The organism is Paenibacillus oceani (assembly GCF_014705615.1).
In the GTDB taxonomy this organism is placed as follows: Bacteria; Bacillota; Bacilli; order Paenibacillales; family NBRC-103111; genus Paenibacillus_AB; species Paenibacillus_AB oceani.
In genome coordinates this window covers 1-20661 of sequence record NZ_JACXJA010000008.1, presented here as the reverse complement: position 1 = coordinate 20661, position 20661 = coordinate 1, and the positions used below count along the sequence as shown (strand labels likewise).

21 protein-coding genes are annotated in these 20661 nt (G+C 54.2%); all 21 read right to left on the bottom strand.

Going from position 1 to position 20661, the window contains the following annotated elements; genetic code table 11:
* Positions 1 to 203: 203 nt before the first annotated feature.
* The 21 genes from IDH45_RS08530 to yfmF all read right to left on the bottom strand — a co-directional run bounded on the left by IDH45_RS08530 (position 204) and on the right by yfmF (position 20434).
* Positions 204 to 1154 carry a dipeptidase gene (locus tag IDH45_RS08530; RefSeq protein ID WP_190926558.1) on the bottom strand — a complete coding sequence of 317 codons (951 nt, stop codon included), beginning with the start codon at positions 1152 to 1154 and terminating at the stop codon, positions 204 to 206.
* Positions 1155 to 1293: 139 nt separating this feature from the next.
* Positions 1294 to 1554, bottom strand: a complete 261-nt coding sequence (locus tag IDH45_RS08525) for a stage V sporulation protein S (RefSeq protein ID WP_006211249.1) — start codon at positions 1552 to 1554, stop codon at positions 1294 to 1296.
* 281 nt (positions 1555 to 1835) lie between these two features.
* Positions 1836 to 2633, bottom strand: coding sequence for a TIGR00282 family metallophosphoesterase (locus IDH45_RS08520; protein WP_190926763.1), 798 nt, complete (start codon positions 2631 to 2633; stop codon positions 1836 to 1838).
* 135 nt (positions 2634 to 2768) lie between these two features.
* Positions 2769 to 4310, bottom strand: a complete 1542-nt coding sequence (gene rny, locus IDH45_RS08515; RefSeq protein WP_190926556.1) for a ribonuclease Y — start codon at positions 4308 to 4310, stop codon at positions 2769 to 2771.
* Between the two features lie 272 nt (positions 4311 to 4582).
* Positions 4583 to 5788: an ROK family protein gene (locus IDH45_RS08510; protein ID WP_190926554.1), complete on the bottom strand. Its 1206-nt coding sequence runs from the start codon at positions 5786 to 5788 to the stop codon at positions 4583 to 4585.
* Positions 5781 to 6317: a chromate transporter gene (locus IDH45_RS08505; protein WP_190926552.1), complete on the bottom strand. Its 537-nt coding sequence runs from the start codon at positions 6315 to 6317 to the stop codon at positions 5781 to 5783. The genes IDH45_RS08510 and IDH45_RS08505 overlap by 8 nt, the downstream gene beginning before the upstream one ends.
* A gap of 28 nt (positions 6318 to 6345) precedes the next feature.
* A complete protein-coding gene (locus IDH45_RS08500) occupies positions 6346 to 6972 on the bottom strand; it encodes a chromate transporter (RefSeq protein WP_190926550.1) in 627 nt (208 codons plus the stop codon).
* Positions 6973 to 7305: 333 nt separating this feature from the next.
* A complete protein-coding gene (locus IDH45_RS08495; protein WP_190926548.1) occupies positions 7306 to 8277 on the bottom strand; it encodes a Gfo/Idh/MocA family protein in 972 nt (323 codons plus the stop codon).
* Positions 8278 to 8355: 78 nt separating this feature from the next.
* Positions 8356 to 9048, bottom strand: coding sequence for a RecX family transcriptional regulator (locus tag IDH45_RS08490; RefSeq protein ID WP_190926546.1), 693 nt, complete (start codon positions 9046 to 9048; stop codon positions 8356 to 8358).
* A gap of 96 nt (positions 9049 to 9144) precedes the next feature.
* Positions 9145 to 10197: a recombinase RecA gene (gene recA, locus IDH45_RS08485; protein WP_190926544.1), complete on the bottom strand. Its 1053-nt coding sequence runs from the start codon at positions 10195 to 10197 to the stop codon at positions 9145 to 9147.
* Positions 10198 to 10510: 313 nt separating this feature from the next.
* Positions 10511 to 11761 (bottom strand): competence/damage-inducible protein A, encoded by a 1251-nt coding sequence (locus tag IDH45_RS08480; RefSeq protein ID WP_190926542.1) that lies wholly within the window; start codon positions 11759 to 11761, stop codon positions 10511 to 10513.
* Positions 11762 to 11867: 106 nt separating this feature from the next.
* Entirely contained in the window at positions 11868 to 12446 is a 579-nt protein-coding gene (pgsA, locus tag IDH45_RS08475; RefSeq protein ID WP_190926540.1) for a CDP-diacylglycerol--glycerol-3-phosphate 3-phosphatidyltransferase, read from the bottom strand.
* Positions 12443 to 13771 carry a 30S ribosomal protein S12 methylthiotransferase RimO gene (gene rimO / locus IDH45_RS08470; protein ID WP_190926538.1) on the bottom strand — a complete coding sequence of 443 codons (1329 nt, stop codon included), beginning with the start codon at positions 13769 to 13771 and terminating at the stop codon, positions 12443 to 12445. Before rimO ends, pgsA begins: the two co-directional genes overlap by 4 nt.
* A gap of 260 nt (positions 13772 to 14031) precedes the next feature.
* Complete coding sequence (locus tag IDH45_RS08465) at positions 14032 to 14523, bottom strand: YajQ family cyclic di-GMP-binding protein (RefSeq protein WP_190926536.1); 492 nt, start codon at positions 14521 to 14523, stop codon at positions 14032 to 14034.
* Between the two features lie 108 nt (positions 14524 to 14631).
* Positions 14632 to 14793: a hypothetical protein gene (locus tag IDH45_RS08460; RefSeq protein ID WP_190926535.1), complete on the bottom strand. Its 162-nt coding sequence runs from the start codon at positions 14791 to 14793 to the stop codon at positions 14632 to 14634.
* 89 nt (positions 14794 to 14882) lie between these two features.
* A complete protein-coding gene (locus IDH45_RS08455) occupies positions 14883 to 15782 on the bottom strand; it encodes a helix-turn-helix domain-containing protein (protein ID WP_190926533.1) in 900 nt (299 codons plus the stop codon).
* A gap of 52 nt (positions 15783 to 15834) precedes the next feature.
* Complete coding sequence (locus tag IDH45_RS08450; RefSeq protein WP_190926531.1) at positions 15835 to 16602, bottom strand: DUF3388 domain-containing protein; 768 nt, start codon at positions 16600 to 16602, stop codon at positions 15835 to 15837.
* A gap of 152 nt (positions 16603 to 16754) precedes the next feature.
* Positions 16755 to 17003, bottom strand: a complete 249-nt coding sequence (locus tag IDH45_RS08445; protein WP_190926529.1) for a DUF3243 domain-containing protein — start codon at positions 17001 to 17003, stop codon at positions 16755 to 16757.
* A gap of 114 nt (positions 17004 to 17117) precedes the next feature.
* Positions 17118 to 17867 (bottom strand): elongation factor P 5-aminopentanone reductase, encoded by a 750-nt coding sequence (gene ymfI, locus IDH45_RS08440; protein WP_190926527.1) that lies wholly within the window; start codon positions 17865 to 17867, stop codon positions 17118 to 17120.
* Entirely contained in the window at positions 17864 to 19150 is a 1287-nt protein-coding gene (gene yfmH, locus IDH45_RS08435; RefSeq protein ID WP_190926525.1) for an EF-P 5-aminopentanol modification-associated protein YfmH, read from the bottom strand. The genes ymfI and yfmH overlap by 4 nt, the downstream gene beginning before the upstream one ends.
* Positions 19151 to 19153: 3 nt before the next feature.
* Positions 19154 to 20434, bottom strand: coding sequence for an EF-P 5-aminopentanol modification-associated protein YfmF (gene yfmF / locus IDH45_RS08430; RefSeq protein ID WP_190926523.1), 1281 nt, complete (start codon positions 20432 to 20434; stop codon positions 19154 to 19156).
* Positions 20435 to 20661: the final 227 nt, after the last annotated feature.

The window sequence follows — 20661 nt, the reverse complement described above, 5'->3', positions numbered from 1 at the left end:
TTTAAACTGTGTCCTTCGGTGATGGGATGATAGATTCGAATCATCGCAAAACCTAACATTTTGAAAGCGCTACACCGTTAATGAGACCTCGGCATTCTTAAAAGATTTTATGCTTTCGGACAGGAAAATGCAAGCGATTTGTACATATTTGAAACATAGCTATATTAGATCGAATCCATCTCGGGATTAGATTGATCTGCCGACTAGCATTCTGATTTTGGCAGGGCCGTCACAAAATATTCATACCAATTGCGAAACATGACCCGCTCCACAAGCTCCGCGGACATCCGTTTCGATAGCGCTTCCTCGAGCCGGGCGTAGCCGGACGGGTCTTCCAAGCCCGGCACCTTTTTGCCGATTCCGTCGAAATCAGCTCCCAGCGCAGCCGCCCGCTCGCCTCCCCATTCGCAAACCGTCTCGATATGCCGGACCACCTCATCGATCGTCGCCGATTCGTTTGCGCTTACAAACGGTGGAAAAAAGTTGATGCCGATCACGCCTCCGCGTTCGGCGATACACGTGATTTGCCGCTTGTTCAGGTTGCGCGCATGCACGCATAGCTCGAAAACGTTGGAATGCGAGGCGACGAAAGCCTTCCCGCTTAACTCTGCAACTTCCCAGAAGCTGCGTTCGGCCAAATGAGACACATCTATTATTATTCCCAAGGAATCGCATTCTTTAACAAGGCGCCGCCCTTTTATCGTTAATCCGCCGTTTCGCGGCTCGGATACGCCGTCTGCAGCCCAGTTCGCAAAATTCCAGGTCAACCCGAGCATCCGGACGCCGAGCCGGTACAGCTCCCGGACGTGGTCGACACGGCCGTTCAGCGCATCCGCGCCTTCCAGTGTCAGCAGCGCTCCCGGGCGCCCTGCTCGCACCGCCGCCTGCAAATCTTCGGATGAGCGGACGGCTACCATTCCGGCTTGCTCGATAATCCGACTGTGAAACAGCTCGGCACAAGTCCTTATCTGCTCCATATTCGATTCCGGCAAGCTTTCCGATATCCATATCGCAAAACATTGCATCGCCGAACCTGCCTGCTGCAGCTTATCCTTTGTCACGTCCAGCCGCGAGTCGTTTCCTGCAAAACAGATCGTCGGATCAAGCAGAAGCTTGCTTAAAACGTCGCAATGCGCATCAATAACCGTCATCATGTCCGTCCCCTTCCCGATTTCGGATAATCGACTTTCCGTATGTATGCGAACGTAACCTTTTCGCGGGCCGCAAAAAAAGCCCCTTACAGGAGCTTTATATCAATCGTTTTACTATAGGCTTGCTTGCAAGCATCGCGTTCTAACGCGGTTCGACAATCAGCTTGATCGCGGTGCGATCTTCGCCGTCAATAACTATATCCGTGAAGGCCGGGATGCAAATCAAATCTACGCCGCTCGGTGCTACGAATCCTCGTGCAATCGCTACAGCCTTGATAGCCTGATTCAACGCTCCAGCGCCAATGGCTTGAAGTTCCGCCCCGCCTCGCTCGCGCAATACGCCGGCCAATGCACCCGCAACGGAGTTGGGATTGGACTTTGCTGAAACTTTTAATACTTCCATGGCTAGACCTCCTCGGGAATGTTGGATGAATTCCACTACTACACTATTCGTGCAGTTCTGGAATAATTCCTTCTTCCGACAAGTAGTAAACCACATTAAATTTCAAAAGTTTCTGTCAATTCACGCAATTGTTGGATACATGGCGCTCCCGCACCTCAGACCGCCGCCGCATTCACTAGCTGTGTTGCGTCAAGCTACGGAGGCGGAGACCGGGAAGGAGGGGCGCCGGCTGCTGCCGGTAATGACTATTCGCCCCGCGTCCTCTTCCCCGCTGCTTCCATCTACTCGAAAATCATCTCCGTCTCGAACCGGCGGACCAGCTCGATTTTTTTGGCCATTCCGCTCCCTGCGTCCAGGTCGATCACAACGGCGTGAAGCTGCCATTTGCCTTCGTCAGCCGTAAACCGGATGGGCAGTTGGGTTTTGAACTTCTGCAGCACCGCTTCCCGCTCCATGCCGAGCACGCCGTCCCTGGCTCCGGTCATGCCGACATCGGTCACGTACCCGGTCCCCTGCGGCAGGATTCGCTCGTCGTGGGTCTGCACATGGGTATGCGTCCCGACAACGGCCGACACTTTCCCGTCGAGATGCCAGCCCATGGCGATTTTTTCGGAAGTCGCCTCCGCGTGGAAGTCGACGAATATATGTTTCTGCTTCTTTTTGAGCTTATCGAGGATCGAATCGATCGTCTGAAACGGGCAGTCCAGCGGAGGCAAAAAGGTGCGGCCCATCAAATTGACGATCGCCAGCTCTTTGCCCGCCTTGTTTTTCAGAATCGTCATTCCTTCGCCCGGTGTGCCGGGCGGATAATTGGCCGGACGGACGATCCGGGCCTCCTCCTCGATAAAATTGAAGATGTCTTTGTTGTCCCAAGTATGGTTCCCCATCGTAATGCCATGGACGCCGAGCTCGAACAGCTCTTTGGCGATTTGCGCCGTGATGCCGCGGCCGCCGGCCGCATTCTCACCGTTCACTACGATAAAGGCGGGATCGTATTTGCGCTTCAACTCGGGCAGCTGCGTCTTCACCGCTCTGCGGCCGGAGCCTCCGACAATATCCCCTATAAACAAGATGCGTATGGAACTCTCCTCCTTCATCGGTACCGGGCGGGCCATAACCGTCAGCCGGCCTTATACGGCCCCCCGGCAAAAGCAAAGGAGAAGTGGCCGGATAGCCACTTCTCGCTTTCGTTTCGGATGCTGGTTGTTCGACTATTACTTCGCGTACTCGACGGCCCGCGTCTCACGAATTACCGTCACTTTGATATGACCCGGATAATCGAGCTCGCTTTCGATCTTCTTCGTAATATCGCGTGCCAACCGGAACGCTTCCGTATCGTCGATCTTCTCCGGCTGTACCATAACGCGAACTTCGCGGCCCGCCTGGATGGCGTACGACTTCTCGACGCCGTCGAACGATTCGGTAATCTCCTCCAGCTTCTCGAGCCGCTTGATGTACGTCTCCAGCGTCTCTCTGCGCGCGCCCGGTCTGGCAGCCGACAAGGCGTCCGCTGCGCCGACCAGCATGGCGATTACGGAGGTTGCCTCGCAGTCCCCATGGTGGGAAGCGATGCTGTTTACGACGACCGGGTGTTCCTTGTACTTTTTGCCGATCTCGACGCCAATCTCGACATGAGAGCCTTCGACTTCATGGTCAAGCGCTTTGCCGATGTCGTGAAGAAGCCCGGCCCGTTTCGCCAACGTGACGTCTTCTCCCAACTCGCCTGCCATCAGACCGGCCAAATAAGCGACTTCCATCGAATGCTTCAGGACGTTCTGCCCGTAGCTCGTACGGAACTTCAACCGGCCGAGTATTTTGATCAGATCCGGATGCAGTCCATGAACGCCTGTCTCGAACGTTGCCTGTTCGCCATACTCGCGGATCCGTTCGTCCACTTCCTTGCGCGATTTCTCTACCATCTCTTCGATTCGCGCCGGATGGATTCGTCCGTCCGCTACTAACTTTTCAAGCGAAGTCCGGGCAATTTCTCTCCGGATCGGATCGAAGCCGGACAAGATGACCGCCTCCGGCGTATCGTCGATGATGAGGTCGATCCCCGTCAACGTCTCCAGCGCACGAATGTTGCGGCCTTCGCGTCCGATAATGCGGCCCTTCATCTCTTCGTTCGGAAGCGCCACTACAGACACTGTCGTTTCCGCTACATGGTCTGCGGCACAGCGCTGAATCGCCAGTGTAATGATCTCGCGCGCACGTTTCTCGGCTTCTTCCTTCGCCTGGTTCTCGATGTCTTTGATCAATTGTGCCGTCTCATGCCGCACCTCTTGCTCGACGGAGGACAAAATGAGTTGCTTCGCCTCTTCCATCGTCAGCGCGGATATGCGCTCCAGCTCGGCTACTTGAGAACGGTACAGCTGGTCAATTTGAGATTGCGTCTCGTCAATCCGCTTCTCTTTGTTGGCGACTTGCTCCTCTTTACGCTCGAGGGATTCCATTTTTTTATCCAGCGTTTCCTCTTTTTGCAACAATCGTCTTTCTTGCCGTTGAGTTTCATTCCGACGTTCACGAATGTCTTTTTCAGCTTCGGCGCGAAGTTTATGAATTTCGTCCTTCGCTTCCAGTACAGCTTCCTTCTTCTGAGCTTCGGCTTCTTTCTTAGCCGCTTCGATCAGCTGACGGGCAGCTTCTTCCGCACTGGAGATTTTCGCCTCAGCGAGGGACTTGCGGATAAAATAACCAATCCCAAAGCATATAGCGCCAACAACGAGAGCGATCACGATTGTGATGACAATGTCCATCTTGTTCACCTCCTCGTTGAAGCCTCCAAGGGTTAGCTTGGGATATTCGGTTTTTTATTCCGGTTGCTTTCCACTTCATTCAATCCATGACCTCCGGTTGCAAGACCGGTCAAAACGACACGCTTTCCGCGGATTTCCGCCGTAAGGGGCGGCGAAAACCTGCATAAAAGGAAAAAAGGGCGTAATCCGGCGAAAACGGCGTGTACACCCTCATTTTAGCTTTTGCGAAAGAAGCTTGTCAAGCAACTCGGGAGCGCTCCGATGAAACGTTTTCAAAGCGTCAGCCGATCGATCACCATCGCCGCCGCTCCGACCGCCAGCGCGTCGTCCGACAGCTTGCCTCTTGTGAACGTAACCGGGTAGGTCGGATAATACAACGTATTTTTTAACGCCACCTGGGTACTGATCTGGTAAAACAGCTCGTTGGTCGTAATGAGCGGGCCGCCTAAAATCACTTTCTCCGGGTGCAAAATGTTCAAAAGATTGGATAGTCCGATCCCGAAAAAAGTGGCGGCTTGCGTAAACAGCTCGGTGACCAGCCTGTCGTCGGCCGATAAAGCTTTCAGCAAATGCTGAAATTCAACCTCGTCGGGGTGCTGGACCCAGTCGCCCAACACGCTTCTGCGGCCTTGCTTCAAGCGGACAGCCGCCTGCTTCTCCAACACCGGAATGGAAACGAACGATTCGAGGCAGCCGTATACGTGCGACCGTTCCGGATGTGGCGGGCCGTCCGTCTGGATAATCATATGCCCGACCGATCCTTCCATATCTACCGCCCCGTATACGAGCTGACCGTTCGACATCATCGCCGAGCGAATACCGACCCCGGCTCGGACGTACAGCAGATGACGGTACTGCTGCGGAGATCCGGCCCAATATTCGGCCAGTAATGCGGTATTGGCTCCATTATCGAGCAGCACGGGAACGCCCAGCTCCTGCTCGAGCCTCGGGCCGATCGGCACCTGGCTCCAGCCTTCCGCCGGAAAGGAATGCGGGTTCAGCATCATCCCCTTGGTCCGGTCAACCGGGCCGACTGCGGCGATGCCCAAACCCAAAAAGCGCTCCCGATCGAGCGCATGCTTCTCAATCATCCGTTTGGCAGCGCCGGCAATTTCGCCGAGCAGCAAATCAGGGGTCAACCGGTCCGTCATCTGCCAGGAGACGGAATCCAGCTTCTCGAGCTGCAAATCGCACAGGACGAGCCGGGTCGAAGCTCTGGAGACGTCCAGCCCGAATACGTATCCGCGATGCGGGTTCAGCCTGTACAGCAGCGGCCGTCTCCCGCCGGACGACTCGCCGAGTCCGCTTTCCTCGATCCATCCCGATGAGGCGAGCTCCTCCAACATCCTCGTCAATGTGCTCGACGTCAGTCCGTCCAGCTCCAGCAAATCAAATTTTGAAACGATTCCTTTTCTCCGGATTTCCGCGAAGATCTGTTTTGCCTTCCGGTTCGGAATCCAATCCTCCAAATTAGGCATACACCGTTACACCCACCAGGCCGGATACGGCAATTACCGCGAGGGGATGCACCCGAAAGCGCATAAGGGCGATAAAAGCGCCGGCGAATATGGCGAGAAACCAAACCGTATTCCAATCGAATGCAAAGATGGCGCCGCCGTTCAGAAGCAGCCTGTAGGCCGCATAAAAAATCAGCGCTGCGACAATCGGCCGCAGTCCGTAAAACGCCGATTCCACTATCCCGTGACGGTGAAATTTGGCGAACAGCATACCCGCCGCAATAACGAGCAGCAGCGACGGCAGCGTCATCCCGATCGCGGAAACGGCTGCACCTGCCCAGCCTTGCGTGTAATAGCCTACCATAATGGCTATATTGGTCGCTATCGGCCCGGGCGATGCTCCCGCTACTGCAATCATACCAGAAAATGTGTCCGCATTCATCCATCCCTGCGTAACCGCTTCGTGCTCGATTACCGAAACCATCGAATAGCCGCCGCCGACCGATACGAATCCGATTAATAAAAATGTGACGAACAGCTCCGCCAGCATCGCGCTATTCCTCCCCTCTCCGCCGCCCTTATATGCCCTCTCCAATAAAGTAGTCGGGCTCTCTATACGGGCCTTGGGCCGGCCTGCGGCCCCCTCCGTGGCGATTCTTCCACAATCCGATCCCGATTCCCGCCAAAGCGCCGAGCAAAATAACGAGTATCGGCGAAACGAACTTGAGCAGCAGCACAGCGGCGGCCGCAATCGCGATCAGAGTGGTCCATTTATCGGTTAGAGCGGTCTTCGACACGCGGTATCCGGCGTATACGATCATCGCCACCACTGCAGGCTTCATGCCTTGCAGCGCGGCTGCCACTTTCACGTTATCCTGCAGCGACAGGAGTAGCGTCGCAAGTCCCGTCACGATCAGAAAGGTCGGCAGCATCATGCCGATTACGGCCATAACGGCGCCGCTTATGCCCGCGACCCGGTAACCGATGAACGAGGCGGCGTTTAATGCGACGGCGCCGGGTATCGTCTGCGATACGGCCAGCACGTCGCTGATTTCCTCCTGCTTGATCCAGCCCTGTTTATGAACGGCTTCCTTCTCCAAAACCGGGATCATCGCATAGCCGCCCCCGAACGTAACCGGAGCGATTTTAAGAAATGTCCATAATATGGGCCCGAGCTGCTTCGTAGTACTCCGTAAGTTCCCCATTGTAATCCGTCCTCCCCTAGACAATTTCATTATACCTCACTTTATACCATTTTGGAATAAAGATATTGGCCTTTTTGAAAAAGTCGCTCGGACACTGGACATCCGCCCAGGATTCTTAGAACGTATCGAATAACTTTACACCATATTGAAATAATAAAAATGCGATTATCTGAGCTTGAGCCCGGCCGGTCCAAGGTTGTACATGCCGGACAGAAATCGCAGTTCCGCATACAACAAAAAAAGCCATCCGAGGAATCGCTTCCCCGACAGCTTTCTCGGAAATGAAAATAAAGTTGAACAACGAGACGAAATCGAGCCGGCAGCCGCCCCCGTTCAGCTGTGGATCTTAACAAGCTCATCCATCACTTTGGCGGTCCGCAGCGCGGATTCGCCGGTGCTTGGACAACGTCCCTTGCCCAGCAGCTCGTCTACGATCGTCTGAATGAGCGGCTGCTGGATATGCTCCGGATGCTCCAGCGAATAGTCTCCGATTCCGTCCGCAGTCGTAAGCCGGATCGGTTCGCTGCCGAAGGTGGAGAACGTCAGCTTGCCTCGCGAGCCGACGATTTCATTCATTTCCCCCCCCTGATAAGCGGTAAAGCACCATACTCCCGTTCCCTGCACGCCTGATTCGAACACATACGTCCCGCTTACGACATCTTCCGCTTCATACGCTTTCCCTTGATTGCCGGCTCTTCCGGCCGCATCCCGGATCGGTCCCAGCAAAAAGTCGAACAGATCCAGCGTATGGCTCGCCAGATCAAAAAAATGGCCGCCCCCGGATATTTCCGGCCTAACTCTCCACGGCAAGCTGCCGGGATCTTCGGTCAGCTTTTTGGTATGTACGGTCGTAACAAACCGTGCTTCCCCGATCGCGCCCATGCTCAGCAGCTGCTTCACTTTGAGAAACCGCGGAAGCGCTCTCCGGTAGTAAGCGACGAACAGCGGTACCCCCGCCTTCCGGCATGCTTCGATCATCTCCTCGCATTCGCCCGCGTTCATCGCCATCGGTTTTTCTACGTATACCGGCTTCCCCGCCCCTGCTGCGGCGAGGACGTACTCTTTGTGCGACGCAGGCGGAGTCGCCACGTATACGGCGTCCACCTGCGGGTCTCCGATCAGTCTATCCGCATCGTCATACCATCTGGCTACGCGGTGCCGCCGGGCGTAATCCTCCGCCAGCTCTCCGTTGCGCCTCATCACGGCGACCAGTTCCGACCCCGCCGCCTGCTGAAAGCCCGGCCCGCTTTTGACTTCCGTTACGTTCCCGCAGCCGACAATTCCCCACCGGATCGTATTCTCCATTTTTCTTCCTCCGCTTCGTTATCCGCCTTCGCTTAACGTTGATGCTTCCCTGCCTGTAAAGCCGCCGCTTAACCGTACTTATTCTTCCGGCCATTCCCACAGCTCCGAGTCTTCACTGCGCTCGTCTTCGTCCGCAGCCTCCTCTATAATTCGCCGGATGGCCTTGCCCACAATAGATGCCGAATACCCGCGCCGCATCAGAAAACCAGCGGTCTTCCGCCTTTTGTCCTGGGAGGTTCCGCTCGTCAGCTTCCACTTTTTCAAACCGAGCTCGAAGCAGATCCGCTCTTCTTCGTCCGGACGAACTTGATCAAGCGCCTCCTGAATCGTTGCAGGGGCGACACCTTTTTGCTGCAGCTCCTGCTTTACCCATCTGCTGCCCTTTTTCTGCGAGTAGATCCGCTGCTCCGTCCATAATGCCGCAAAATCGGCGTCGTCGAGATACCTCTGCTCCTTCAGCCGCTGTATAATCCGGTCAATCAGCGGTTCAGTATATTCCTTGCGCTTTAGAAACTGCCGGACCTCCTTCTCCGACCTCGGCCGGCGGCCGACATGCTTCAAGGCGTCAGACCATGCCCTCTGCTGCTCCTCGTCCTCCAGCACGCGGCGCAGCTTGTCCGCCTCGACCCGCTCCCCTTTCAGCAGCCGGTGCTTGATCAGCACTTCCTCGTAGACCGTTAGCGCATGTTGTCCGTCCAGATAGATGAGATACCGGCCGTTCCTCCTCGGATGCCTTTCGACAGCGGTAATGAGGGATTCCGTGTTGTCCATGCTGCCTCCTTCCGATAGCCAAACAGCGCAAAAACCGAAAACGCACCTTATCAAAATTCAAAGGTGCGCATCCGGTTATGCTGCGGTCACATGATGTTATTCGAGCGCCATCAGCTCTTCTTCGTCCTCGTCGTCATCCTGCGAAACCATCTGGCCGCCGACCTGGTTCATATTGCTTTCCTCGCGGATCTTCTGTTCGATAACGGCAGCGATCTGCGGGTTATCTTTAAGGAACTGCTTTGCGTTTTCGCGGCCTTGGCCAAGACGTTCGCCGTCATAGGAATACCAAGCACCGCTTTTGTTAACGATATCCATCTCCGTTCCAATATCCACAATGCTGCCTTCGCGGGAGATACCTTCCCCGTACATGATGTCCACCTCGGCTTGCTTAAATGGCGGAGCAACTTTATTTTTAACTACCTTGATCCGCGTCCGGTTGCCGACCATGTCATTGCCTTGCTTGATCGTCTCGACACGGCGCACTTCCAGCCGGACGGAAGAATAGAACTTCAGCGCGCGTCCGCCCGGAGTCGTTTCCGGATTACCAAACATAACGCCGACCTTCTCACGGAGCTGGTTAATGAAGATGGCAATAACCTTCGACTTGTTGATCGCACCAGACAGCTTCCGGAGCGCCTGGGACATAAGCCGGGCTTGCAGGCCGACGTGGGAGTCGCCCATCTCGCCTTCGATTTCCGCTTTCGGTACGAGAGCGGCTACGGAGTCTATAACAATGATGTCGACCGCACCGCTGCGAACGAGCGCTTCCGCGATCTCGAGCGCCTGCTCGCCGGTATCCGGCTGTGACAACAGCAATTCGTCGATGTTAATACCCAGCTTGCTTGCATACAACGGGTCCAAAGCGTGCTCGGCATCGATAAAGGCGGCTTGGCCTCCGGCCCGCTGCACTTCGGCGATCGCATGCAGCGCCACTGTCGTTTTACCTGACGATTCTGGTCCGTAAACTTCGATAATTCTTCCTCTCGGAAATCCGCCAACCCCAATAGCGATATCGAGCGCAAGCGCTCCGGTAGGAATGGTCTCCACCTGCATGTGGGTGGATTCACCAAGTTTCATAATCGATCCTTTGCCAAATTGCTTCTCAATTTGACGCAGGGCATTTTCCAACGCAGCGCGGCGATCTGACAACCTACTCACTTCCTTTTTATCGTTTCTATAGCTTATGATACCTTCTTTTCGCCCATTTGCCAAGTATTTTTTCGAACATACATTCGCATTTTCTTGCGAACAGTCGCTGCGGCTATCTTCAGCCCCGCCAAATAGCCGTATTCGCACGTATCCGCCCGATAAGCGCATGACCTTCGAACGGACAAAAAAACACCGCAACAAGGCTACCAGGGCCATGTTACGGTGCTTCCGCTACAATACTGCAAGTATATCGCATGATCTCGTCCCGGGCAACAAAAACTTTGCAGGGCGCCGAACAGACGACGCTCGCGGCTTACTTTTTAAGACGCTGCCACAGCCGGTACAAAGCATGCTTAGCCGCCTTCAGCCGGATCGATTCGCGATTGCCCGACAATTGAAGCTTCTCCGCTTCGGCGCCGCGTCCGCGCTCGGCTAAACCGATGTAGACGAGCCCTACCGGCTTGCCTTCCGATTCAGCAGGCCCCGCTACTCCCGTAACCGAGATCGCGTAATCCGAGCCGATTCTCTCCATCACCTGCTCGGCGAGCAGCACAGCTGTCTCGGCACTGACTGCGCCGGGCGCGCCGGTGCCTTCGAGCAGTTCCGCCGGTACACCTAACAGGTTCCGCTTGATTTCGTTCGTATAACAGACAATCCCGCCCTTGTAAGCGGCAGAACTGCCGGCTACTTCGGTGATCATCTCGCTGACCAGCCCTCCCGTACAGCTTTCGGCAAGCGCCAGCGTTTTGCCTGCTTCGGCAAGCTGCAATACGATCACACGTTCGATTGGCACATCCGAATCGGCGTAGATGTGATCTCCCACCCGGCTCCGGACTTCCCGTTCGGTTGCCGCCAGCTTCCGCTGCGCTTCCTCGGCCGTCACGGCCCGCGTCGTCAGCCGGATGCTCACTTCGCCTTCCTTCGCATAAGGAGCGATCGTAGGGTCCTGCTGGCCTTCGATCAGGTCGATCAGCCGGTGCTCCAGGTTGGACTCGCCGATCCCGGCGAACTTGAGCATTTTCGAGTGCAGGGGAGCCGCTTCCTCACCCATCACCGAGCTGATCCACGGGATCGCGTACCGGTCGAACATCGGCTTCATTTCCTTCGGCGGGCCGGGAAGCAACACATAATGCGTCCCCTCATGCTTCAAAGCGACGCCTACCGCAAGCCCGTTGTCGTTGGAGAGTGGCTCGCAGCCTTCGATCAGATTAGCTTGTCTCGCGTTGCTCTCCACCATTTCCGTTCCTCGAGCGCGGAACAGCGAGACGATTTTGTCCATTGACGGTTGATGAATCGATATCGACAATCCGAGAAGCTCCGCAAGCGCATCCTTCGTCAGATCGTCCTGCGTCGGGCCCAGCCCTCCGGTCACGATGACGAAGTCCGCCCGCGAGGCCGCCAGCTCGAACGTCTGCCGCAGCCGCTCCCGGTTATCCCCGACGACCGTCTGGTAATACACATTCAGTCCTATGCCTGCGCAGCCTTGCGCTATGTATTGGGCGTTCGTGTTGACAATCTGGCCGAGCAGCAGCTCCGTGCCTACCGCGATAATCTCCGCTCTCATATCCGTTCTCCCTCTCCTGCCGCCAAGCCTTCCCGGCCGGCCGGCTCCGGTCATCTCCCCAAAAAACAACCCGGTGCGGTAAACCGACCGGTTGTTTGCTAGCCGTTTAATGGTCGAATTGGATTACGTGCCAGTTTTTGGCGAAATAATCGATTCCGGAATAAATCGTAATGATCGCCGCGATCCAGCTCGCAATCAAGTCGAACGGAATATTGAGGAACGCGAACGGAAAATTGTTAATGAGCAAGGCGATAATGGCGGTAATTTGGGCAGCCGTCTTCCATTTCCCAAGTTTGCTGGCCGCCAGCACGATACCTTCCGCCGCGCAAATCGAACGGAGCCCGGTTACGGCAAACTCCCGGCTGATAATGACGATCGCGATCCATGCATCCAGCTTGCCCATATCGACCAGCGATACGAGCACGGCGCTGACGAGCAGCTTGTCCGCCAGCGGATCGAGCAGCTTGCCGAGGTTCGTAATCAGCTTGTGCTTGCGCGCGATATAGCCGTCGAGACTGTCCGTGCTGGCCGCGATAATAAAGATAAGAACCGCGATAATCTGGTTGTACGTAATGCTGAACTGTTCAATCCGGATAGGAGGCAGATCGAGATTCACAAGCAGGAAAAACATAATGACAGGGACGAGAAATATTCTCGCCACTGTTATGCGGTTCGCCAGATTCACGCGATCCCCTCCCCGGATAAATCGAATTCGAAGGAGTGCGTAATCCGCACCTTTTGCATCTCGCCGATCCCGGCAGAGCATTTTGAAACAAACACTTCGCCGTCCACGTCCGGAGCATCGTATTCCGAGCGTCCGATGTATACGTCGTTGCGCCCGTCGTACCGTTCAATCAGCACATTCAGTTCTTGCCCGATCCGCTTGCCGTTCTCTTCGCGGGATATTTCACGCTGGATTTCCATCAGCGTCGTCGCCCGGAATTCCTTGACGTCCTCCGGAAGCTGATCCGGCAGCCTGGACGCCGGAGTGTCCTCCTCCTGCGAGTAAGAGAATACGCCGAGCCGGTCAAACTTCATCTCTTTGACAAACTCGCACAAGTTGGCGAAGTCCTCTTCCGTCTCGCCCGGGAATCCGACGATTACCGATGTGCGGATCGCCACGTCGGGCATGCGGGCACGGATTTTGGCGACCAGTTCCCTAGCGTCGCGCTGACGGCCCGGACGGCGCATCCGTTTCAGGATCGTGTCCTCGCTGTGCTGAAGCGGCATGTCGATATATTTGCAAACTTTAGGATTGGATGCGATCGTTTCGATCAACTCGTCTGTAAAGAAGCCCGGATACGCATAATGAAGCCGTACCCACTCGATGCCGGGCACTTCGCTGACGCGGTCCAGCAGGGCCGGGAGCATGAACTTGTCGTACAGGTCGGTTCCGTAGTTGGTAGAATCCTGCGCGATCAGACTGATCTCCCGAACGCCCTGCGACGCCAGCGATTGCGCTTCGGCGACAACCGATTCGATCGAGCGGCTGCGGAACTTGCCGCGCATGATCGGAATGCTGCAGAACGTACAGGCGTTATCGCAGCCCTCGGCAATTTTGACATACGCCGTATAACGCGGAGTGGTCACTCTTCGCGGCAGCGCCTTCTCGTAATTAAATGCCGGATTGCCGATCAGAATCGGTTTTCTACCTGCAAGCGCTTCATCGATAATATCGTTAATTTTATCGAAATCGCCGGTTCCGACAATCCCGTCGATCTCCGGCATTTCGTTCATCAGCTCTTTTTTGTAACGCTGGGTCAGGCATCCGGAGACGATCAGCGCCTTCAGACTGGCCGTATCTTTCAATTCGGCCAAGTCAAGGATTGTATTGACGGACTCTTCTTTGGCGGCGTCGATAAATCCGCACGTATTGACGATAATGACGGTTGCGTCTTCCTTATCGTCGACCAGCGAGTAGCCGCGTTCATGAATGAGGCCGGACATGATCTCCGAGTCCACCAAGTTTTTTTCGCAGCCAAGCGTAACGACTTTTACTTTTTCTGTCATGAACTAGTTCCCCCAAGCTCTATTCGAAAGCGTAATCTTTCATTTGGCGGTGCGCGCGCTCGTATCGAAAGCCTGCTATAGCGGACAGTGCTTTTACGGAGCGCAGCAGTAACGTGCCCTGCATAACATACACACAAGTATAATACACTCCGCTTGAAAGTGTCAAAAATAGAAGATACGCCGGTTTTAGCCCGAAAAATCGCATATACGGCAAAAAGCCGTACTTGTAACAGTAAGGCCGGCTGCCATATGCACAAAGCTTATCTGAAGTTGACGAACTGCAGGTCGAGATCGATATCGGATTGCCTCAGCAGTTGAATCGCTTTTTGCAGATCGTCCTTGTTTTTGCCAGTAACGCGGATTTGGTCGCCCTGGATCTGGCTTTTGACTTTCAGCTTGGAATCCCGCAGCAGCACATTTATTTTTTTGGCATGTTCCTGGCCGATCCCCTGCTTCAACCCGATCCGCTGACGGACGGTGGAGGAAGCGGCCGGCTCCAGTTTGCCGTATTGCAAGTTTTTAAGAGATATCCCTCTTTTGACCATCTTCGAATGAAGAACGTCCAGCACGCTGTTCAGCTTGTACTCATCGTCGGAGATGACGACCAGTTCGTTTTTGTCAAGCTGGATGCTGCTTTTGGAGCCTTTAAAATCGAAGCGGTTGTCGATTTCCTTTTCGGCTTGTTGTATGGCATTGTTTAATTCCTGCATGTCGATCGCCGAGACGACGTCGAACGAATTCTCGGAGCTCATCTAATCCAATCCCGCCTTCCCATCGTTTCCTCCATTATAACAATCGGCGCTTACGAAAAAAAGACACCTTCGCAGGTGCCCCGGGGATGCCGATCGGCATGAAGATCGTTAACGCGCTCGATCCGGCGTTCGAAACATATCCAATACGCCGAGAATGATATGAGCCACGCCAAAGCCCAATATTCCGTAGCCCCATACGTTCGGGGTTAAGTACCAGCCAACTAGGCTTACGATCACGCCCAAGATGGTGACTACCCAGCTTGTTCCCATTGTCGATTCCCTCGCTTCGCGATAAAGTCGATACGTAATCGTAGGGTTGCCGGAATACGAGCGGTTTATTCTTCCCCGGGCGCTGCCCGTTACATCGGTTTTTCCAAATCGATCTGCACTTTTTTGGAGGCTTTGACCGTTCCAAGCTGGATCGGGACTCCGTTGACGGTAATCTCGGCAGCAGGAGGAAATCCGATATTCAAGTAGACACTTTGATCGGACGTCCAATCGCGGGTATCGCCTTTTTTGTAAAGTTTCGACTCGATCGATTGATGCTCCTGCTTACGATCGGCGGTGGCCGGGATAATCTTGCTGATGCTAAGCCAGCACTCTTCTCCGTTAATAACCAGCTTCACATTCAGTTTATCGGCATTCGTCACCGTATAGTAGTCGATATTGCCTACAGAGCGGGCAAACGTAACGACAGGCTCGGGGAGATTGACAGGCGGCGGGGTGACCGAACCTTCGGGAGGCTTGCCGGTGTCCGTTTGGCCGCCGGCTGCAGCGTCTCCCGTATTTTGTACGGACGGGGCATTCTTATCCGGAAGCTTGTCCGTAATTTTATCGCTCGGGTCCACTTGTTTTTTAGGATCGTTCCCACTGTAAGACGTCCCGATAAAGTAGTAAATGATGCCCAATATAAGCAGGATGAACGACAGCATCAAAATATTGGACGCCCATTTGCTGAGTTTCTCCGTATTGCGCGTACTGCTCCGCTTCCGGCGGATCGGCTCTACGGCCGGTTCGACCTCCGTCGCCGGCACCGCTTTCCCGTAATGCTCGAGAACTTCATTCGGGTCCAACCCGACCGTCTCGGCATAGCTTTTGATGAAGGCGCGAACATAAAAATTGCCCGGCAATACTTTGTAATCGCCTTCCTCGATCGCTTCCAAATACCGCTTTCGGATTTTCGTCGTTTCCTCAAGCTGGTCGAGCGATATTCCTTTATCCAGACGCGCTTTTTTCAGCAGCTGTCCCAAATCCGACACTGTTCAATCACCTCCTGGGGTTTGTCATGGTGCGGGAAAGAGTGGGCGGGTGTTAAAACCCGTCGTTGTCGAAGTTCGTGAACGACTCGTACGATATTTCCTCTTCCGGCGTATTCCGAAGTTCTACAATAACATTAAACGTATCATAAGTATACTCCGATTCGCGAATGAATATATCCGGATGTTCAATCACTTTGGTCGAAGGCATCGCCATAATCTCGCGGAGCAGCATATGATGCTTCTCGTTTGAGCGCATCGTAGATACGATTCCGTCGATGATGAACACGTTAGAAGGATTCATTTCGTCGTCTGACATTTGACTGCGTACCGTCTGTCTGAGCAGCGTCGAGGATACGAACGTCCATCGCTTCTTGGCGCATACGCTTCCGGCGATGATCGATTCGGTTTTGCCGACGCGCGGCATTCCCCGCAGCCCTATGACCTGATTGCCCTCCTGCTTGCACAGCTCGCCCAGAAAATCGACCAATAGTCCCAATTCGTCGCGGGTGAACCGGAACGTCTTGCGGTCGTCGGAGTCGCGTTCGATGTATCGGCCGTGACGAACGGCCAATATATCGACCAGCTTCGGTGCGCGAAGTGCCGATACAGTAATATTATCCACTTTTTTCAACATCTTACCCATCAATTCGATTTTTTCGTCGTCGTTCGTCTGCAGCAGCATGCCGCGGGTCCGGTCTTCGACGCCGTTGATGGTTAATATATTGATCTCCAGCATCCCCATCAGAGATGCGATATCGCCAAGCAAACCCGGACGGTTTTTATGTATTTTATATTCCATGTACCACTGTTTCGTTTCCATCTGCTCTCACCTTTCCGCCAGTTGTCGACCCTTATCAAACCTATTCTACAATATTCGTCATTATCCTCCTAGCCTGTGTCTAAAAAAGTTCCGTTACGCGGTAAAAGCCCCCTGCTAGAGGAGGCTTCGGACTTCCAACCGCTGTTCGGTTGTTAGGCGCGAACCAGTTTTACCATCAGGCGGGCAAGCGTCGTTTTCTCTTGATCGTCCGCTACGTCCCACAGTTCCTTCAACATGCGTTCTTCTTTATTTTCCGGATCGATCTTGTCGGCCAGAAATTCTCCAAGCTGGGCGGCGAGCTTGGCAATCGTTTCGTCGCTCATGCCTGCGCTGTGCGCCTGCTCGACCCGCTCGGACAAAAACTCTTTCCAGCGCTCGAAGTTTTTCAATACAGTTGCCATGATCGGTTTCCTCCTTGTCGCTGTAAGTTACGATGCAACAATTGTAGGATGTGCCGATTGCGGCGTCCGTATACGAACGCTGCTTGTCCAACTTCAGGAAAACGAACGTCCGGCTCAGGTTAGCCAGCCGCCGTTTGGACTGATGATTTGCCCGGTGATATACCCCGATTCGGGAAGAGCGATAAAATAGACCAGCGAAGCGATTTCATCGGGATGCGCAAATCTGCCGGCGGGAATGTCGTTTTGCAGCGCTTCCTTCTCGGCCGTATTCCATTTGTCGTTCATTGACGTCTCTACGACTCCCGGGGCGACGGCGTTGACGGTGACGCCCGAAGGCGCCAGCTCTTTGGCCAGCGCTTTCGTAAATGCGTTCACCCCGCCTTTGGTGGTGGAATAGACGACCTCGCAGGAAGCGCCGGATATGCCCCAGACGGACGAAACATTAATGATTCGGCCGTACTTTTGCTTGATCATCGAATCCATAAACAGCTGGGTGCACATGAACATTCCTTTCAAATTAACGTCCATCACATGCGCCCATTCCTCTTCGGAAACGTCCTGCAGCAGTCCGTAGTGGGCGACTCCCGCATTGTTGACCAGTATATCCGGCACCATTCCGTGCTTCTCCATCTTCTCCTTCATCCGCTGCAGCTGTTCCTTCGAGCGTACGTCCGCCGTTACCGTCAATACGTTCGCACCGAGATTCAGACAGGCCCGCGCCGTTTCGTTGGCCGCTTCGTGAGAATGCAAGTAATGGATGACGACCTTCATACCGACGGAGGCGAAGCGTTGGGCGATGGCTGCCCCAATGCCCCGGCTCGCGCCGGTAATAAGCACGGTCGTCTCGGAGAACGGCTTAATCATCCTTGCGGGCTCCGCACGATCGATATGGCAAACCGGTCGAAATCGGCATGCTCGCGCAATCTCTCATTGGCCTCTTCCAGCGTAACCGACTCGTATACGCCAAGCACGTCGAACAGGTTCGTATTTTTAAATTCATACTTGGTAAACTCGTTGGCCATCGCTTCTGGAGAATTCATCATGCGCAAAAATCCGCCGATTTTCTTTTTTCTGCTTCGTTCAAACGACTCTGCACTGATTCCTTCGGACTTGGCGCGTTCCAGAGCCGCCTTTACCCGCTGTACAAGCTCGTCGGGATTTTTCGTATCGCCTCCGATAATGGAGAACGCATAGTTGGAATTGCAGTTGTATTCGTGACCGAACGTATCGGAGATCAGCCCGTCATCGTACAAATCGCGGTATAGCTGGGAGCTCGGACTAAGCAGGGCGTCCAGCACGAGCTTCGTCGTCATTTCCCGCTTCAGCGGCCCGCCTTTCTTCCCTTCAGTGCTCAGCTCCTTAAAGCCGAACAGGCATTTCGGGAGCGATACGGGGAGCTCGATCACTTTCTCGCGCTCGCTTACCTGACCCGGCTCTTCCTCGAAGAAGCGGCGGATGTCGCCCTGAGACGGGAACGTTTTGGCTGCCTGGTTGTCGCGGACTAGCTGCATAATCGGCTCGACTTCGACGCCTCCGACAACGAACAGGCTCATGTTGCTCGGATGATAAAACGTATGGTAACACTCGTACAACGTATCCTTAGTAATCTGGGCAATCGAATCGATCGTCCCGGCAATGTCGATCCGCACTGGATGCTTGCTGTACAGCGCCTCGATCAGGCCGAAATAAACGCGCCAATCGGGATTGTCCCGGTACATGTTGATCTCTTGGCCGATGATTCCTTTTTCTTTCTCGACGTTTTGCTCGGTAAAATACGGGTTTTGCACAAAATTAATCAATGTCGTCAGGTTTTCGGTTACCTGCTCGGTTGCCGAGAACAAATAAACCGTTCGGTCGAAGCTGGTGAACGCGTTGGCCGAAGCGCCTTGGGAAGCGAACGTGGCGAAAATGTCGCCGGTCGGCTCTTCGAACATCTTATGCTCCAGAAAATGAGCGATTCCGTCCGGAACGGATACTTCCTGCTTGCCCTCGACTTGAAAATGGTTGTCGATCGAACCGTACTTGGTCGAAAACGTCGCGTAAATTTTATGAAATCCGGGCTTCGGCAGGACGTATACTTTGAGTCCGTTCGGCAGCTGCTCGTAATAAAGCGTCTCTTTCAGTCGGGTAAACGGTATCGTTTGCATGCGTCACTCCCCCTTCCGGTCTCTCAAAAAGTATACGGTGTCGAGCTTAACGCCTTGGGCTACGCGGCGAATCGCTTCGACGTCCACCCGCCCGATCTGTTCGATTAGCTCGGCTGCCGAGCGCACTTTGCCGGAGAGCTGATTATTGAAGTCCAGCGAGATGGTCTCATACGCCGAATCCTGGCTTTCGCGCAGCTGGTTCGAGATCATGGCGCGCGTCTGCGACAGCTCCAGGTCGCTGTATTGGCCTTCGTTCATTTGGGCGATCTGCTTTTGAATAATGTCTACCGCTTTTTCATAGTTGGCGAATTCGATCCCGGACTGAATCGTTAAAATGCCTTTGTGGCCGTCCAGACGGGAAGAAGCGTAATAAGCGAGACTCTCCTTTTCCCTAACGTTTAAGAACAGCTTGGAATGCGGATAACCGCCTAAAATTCCGTTATACATCAGCATCGCCGGATAATCGTCGTCCGAATAAGTTACATAAGTACGAAGCCCCATATTCAGCTTGCCTTGCGTTACATCTAGACGCTCGACTACCGTGTTGACCTGCTCCACCTGCCGATGCTCGGGCTTTTGGTTATATGCGACGGATTGCGGACGATTCCACTTAAAAGCCGCTTCGACAAGCGGTTTAACCTCGGCCAGCGTCGTATTGCCCACCACGTATACGTCGATCGGCGATTCCGCAAGCCACTGTTTGTAGGAAGCGTACAAAGATTCGGGCGTAATGGCCGCCATATCGGCTACTTTGCCGAGCGGGTGGAGCCGGTACGGCTCGTTTTTGCACATCTCCTCCATGCAGCGCTCTGCGGCATAACGGATTTTATCGTTAATGATGGCTTCGATTCGTTTACGAAGCGTATCTTTCTCCGCTTCCACATATTTGGTTCTGAAAGCGCCGTTCTCCAATACCGGATCGGTAATCGCTTCGCCGACGAATTGCAGAGCCTGCTCCAGCATCGAGCCGGAGTCCGAGACAAAGTCGTCATGAATCATATCCATGCGGAACTGGACGATCTGGTAGTCGCCTCTTTTGTAAATGTCGAAGCCGAAGCCGGCTCCGTACAGGTCGTCCTGGCGTTCCCGGAACTGCTTGGTTTCGGGCAAGCTGGACGTGCCCCTGCGAAGAACGAACGGCGTGAGCGCTACCGGCGTTACGGACGACTCATTCAACGGGCGTCCTATGTATACCGAGATAGCGTACGTCTTAAACTGATCCGTCGGCAGAACGTGCAATCTCACGTTTCCCACGGTATCCCTTTCGAATGCAGACTTATTCAAAGGCAACTTGCTCCCTTCCGCTTGTGATGGATGCCGTGTATCTACTGCCATTGTATCGACCTCTTTTCCATTATATTCTTCTAGAAACAGAAGAAGCAACCTGACCGGTTACTTCTTCTCCAGCTTCCTCGTTTCGGACTAGTACCCCATCAATCCTTAAATTGTGGGTAAAGGCGTTTTAATTTGATCCTTGCATCATCAGTAGTAAATTGCCAATCTACGCCCTT

What these genes read in the sequence shown, in the direction of transcription:
- IDH45_RS08530 (WP_190926558.1), bottom strand. Translation starts at nt 1,154, where the DNA reads ATGATGACGGTTATTGATGCGCATTGCGACGTTTTAAGCAAGCTTCTG.
- IDH45_RS08460 (WP_190926535.1), bottom strand. Translation starts at nt 14,793, where the DNA reads ATGGGAACAAGCTGGGTAGTCACCATCTTGGGCGTGATCGTAAGCCTA.
- IDH45_RS08445 (WP_190926529.1), bottom strand. Translation starts at nt 17,003, where the DNA reads ATGGCAACTGTATTGAAAAACTTCGAGCGCTGGAAAGAGTTTTTGTCC.
- IDH45_RS08465 (WP_190926536.1), bottom strand. Translation starts at nt 14,523, where the DNA reads ATGAGCTCCGAGAATTCGTTCGACGTCGTCTCGGCGATCGACATGCAG.
- IDH45_RS08480 (WP_190926542.1), bottom strand. Translation starts at nt 11,761, where the DNA reads ATGAGAGCGGAGATTATCGCGGTAGGCACGGAGCTGCTGCTCGGCCAG.
- IDH45_RS08450 (WP_190926531.1), bottom strand. Translation starts at nt 16,602, where the DNA reads ATGGAAACGAAACAGTGGTACATGGAATATAAAATACATAAAAACCGT.
- rimO (WP_190926538.1), bottom strand. Translation starts at nt 13,771, where the DNA reads ATGACAGAAAAAGTAAAAGTCGTTACGCTTGGCTGCGAAAAAAACTTG.
- IDH45_RS08495 (WP_190926548.1), bottom strand. Translation starts at nt 8,277, where the DNA reads ATGGAGAATACGATCCGGTGGGGAATTGTCGGCTGCGGGAACGTAACG.
- yfmH (WP_190926525.1), bottom strand. Translation starts at nt 19,150, where the DNA reads ATGCAAACGATACCGTTTACCCGACTGAAAGAGACGCTTTATTACGAG.
- IDH45_RS08500 (WP_190926550.1), bottom strand. Translation starts at nt 6,972, where the DNA reads ATGGGGAACTTACGGAGTACTACGAAGCAGCTCGGGCCCATATTATGG.
- IDH45_RS08505 (WP_190926552.1), bottom strand. Translation starts at nt 6,317, where the DNA reads ATGCTGGCGGAGCTGTTCGTCACATTTTTATTAATCGGATTCGTATCG.
- rny (WP_190926556.1), bottom strand. Translation starts at nt 4,310, where the DNA reads ATGGACATTGTCATCACAATCGTGATCGCTCTCGTTGTTGGCGCTATA.
- IDH45_RS08510 (WP_190926554.1), bottom strand. Translation starts at nt 5,788, where the DNA reads ATGCCTAATTTGGAGGATTGGATTCCGAACCGGAAGGCAAAACAGATC.
- IDH45_RS08490 (WP_190926546.1), bottom strand. Translation starts at nt 9,048, where the DNA reads ATGGACAACACGGAATCCCTCATTACCGCTGTCGAAAGGCATCCGAGG.
- IDH45_RS08525 (WP_006211249.1), bottom strand. Translation starts at nt 1,554, where the DNA reads ATGGAAGTATTAAAAGTTTCAGCAAAGTCCAATCCCAACTCCGTTGCG.
- ymfI (WP_190926527.1), bottom strand. Translation starts at nt 17,867, where the DNA reads ATGATTAAGCCGTTCTCCGAGACGACCGTGCTTATTACCGGCGCGAGC.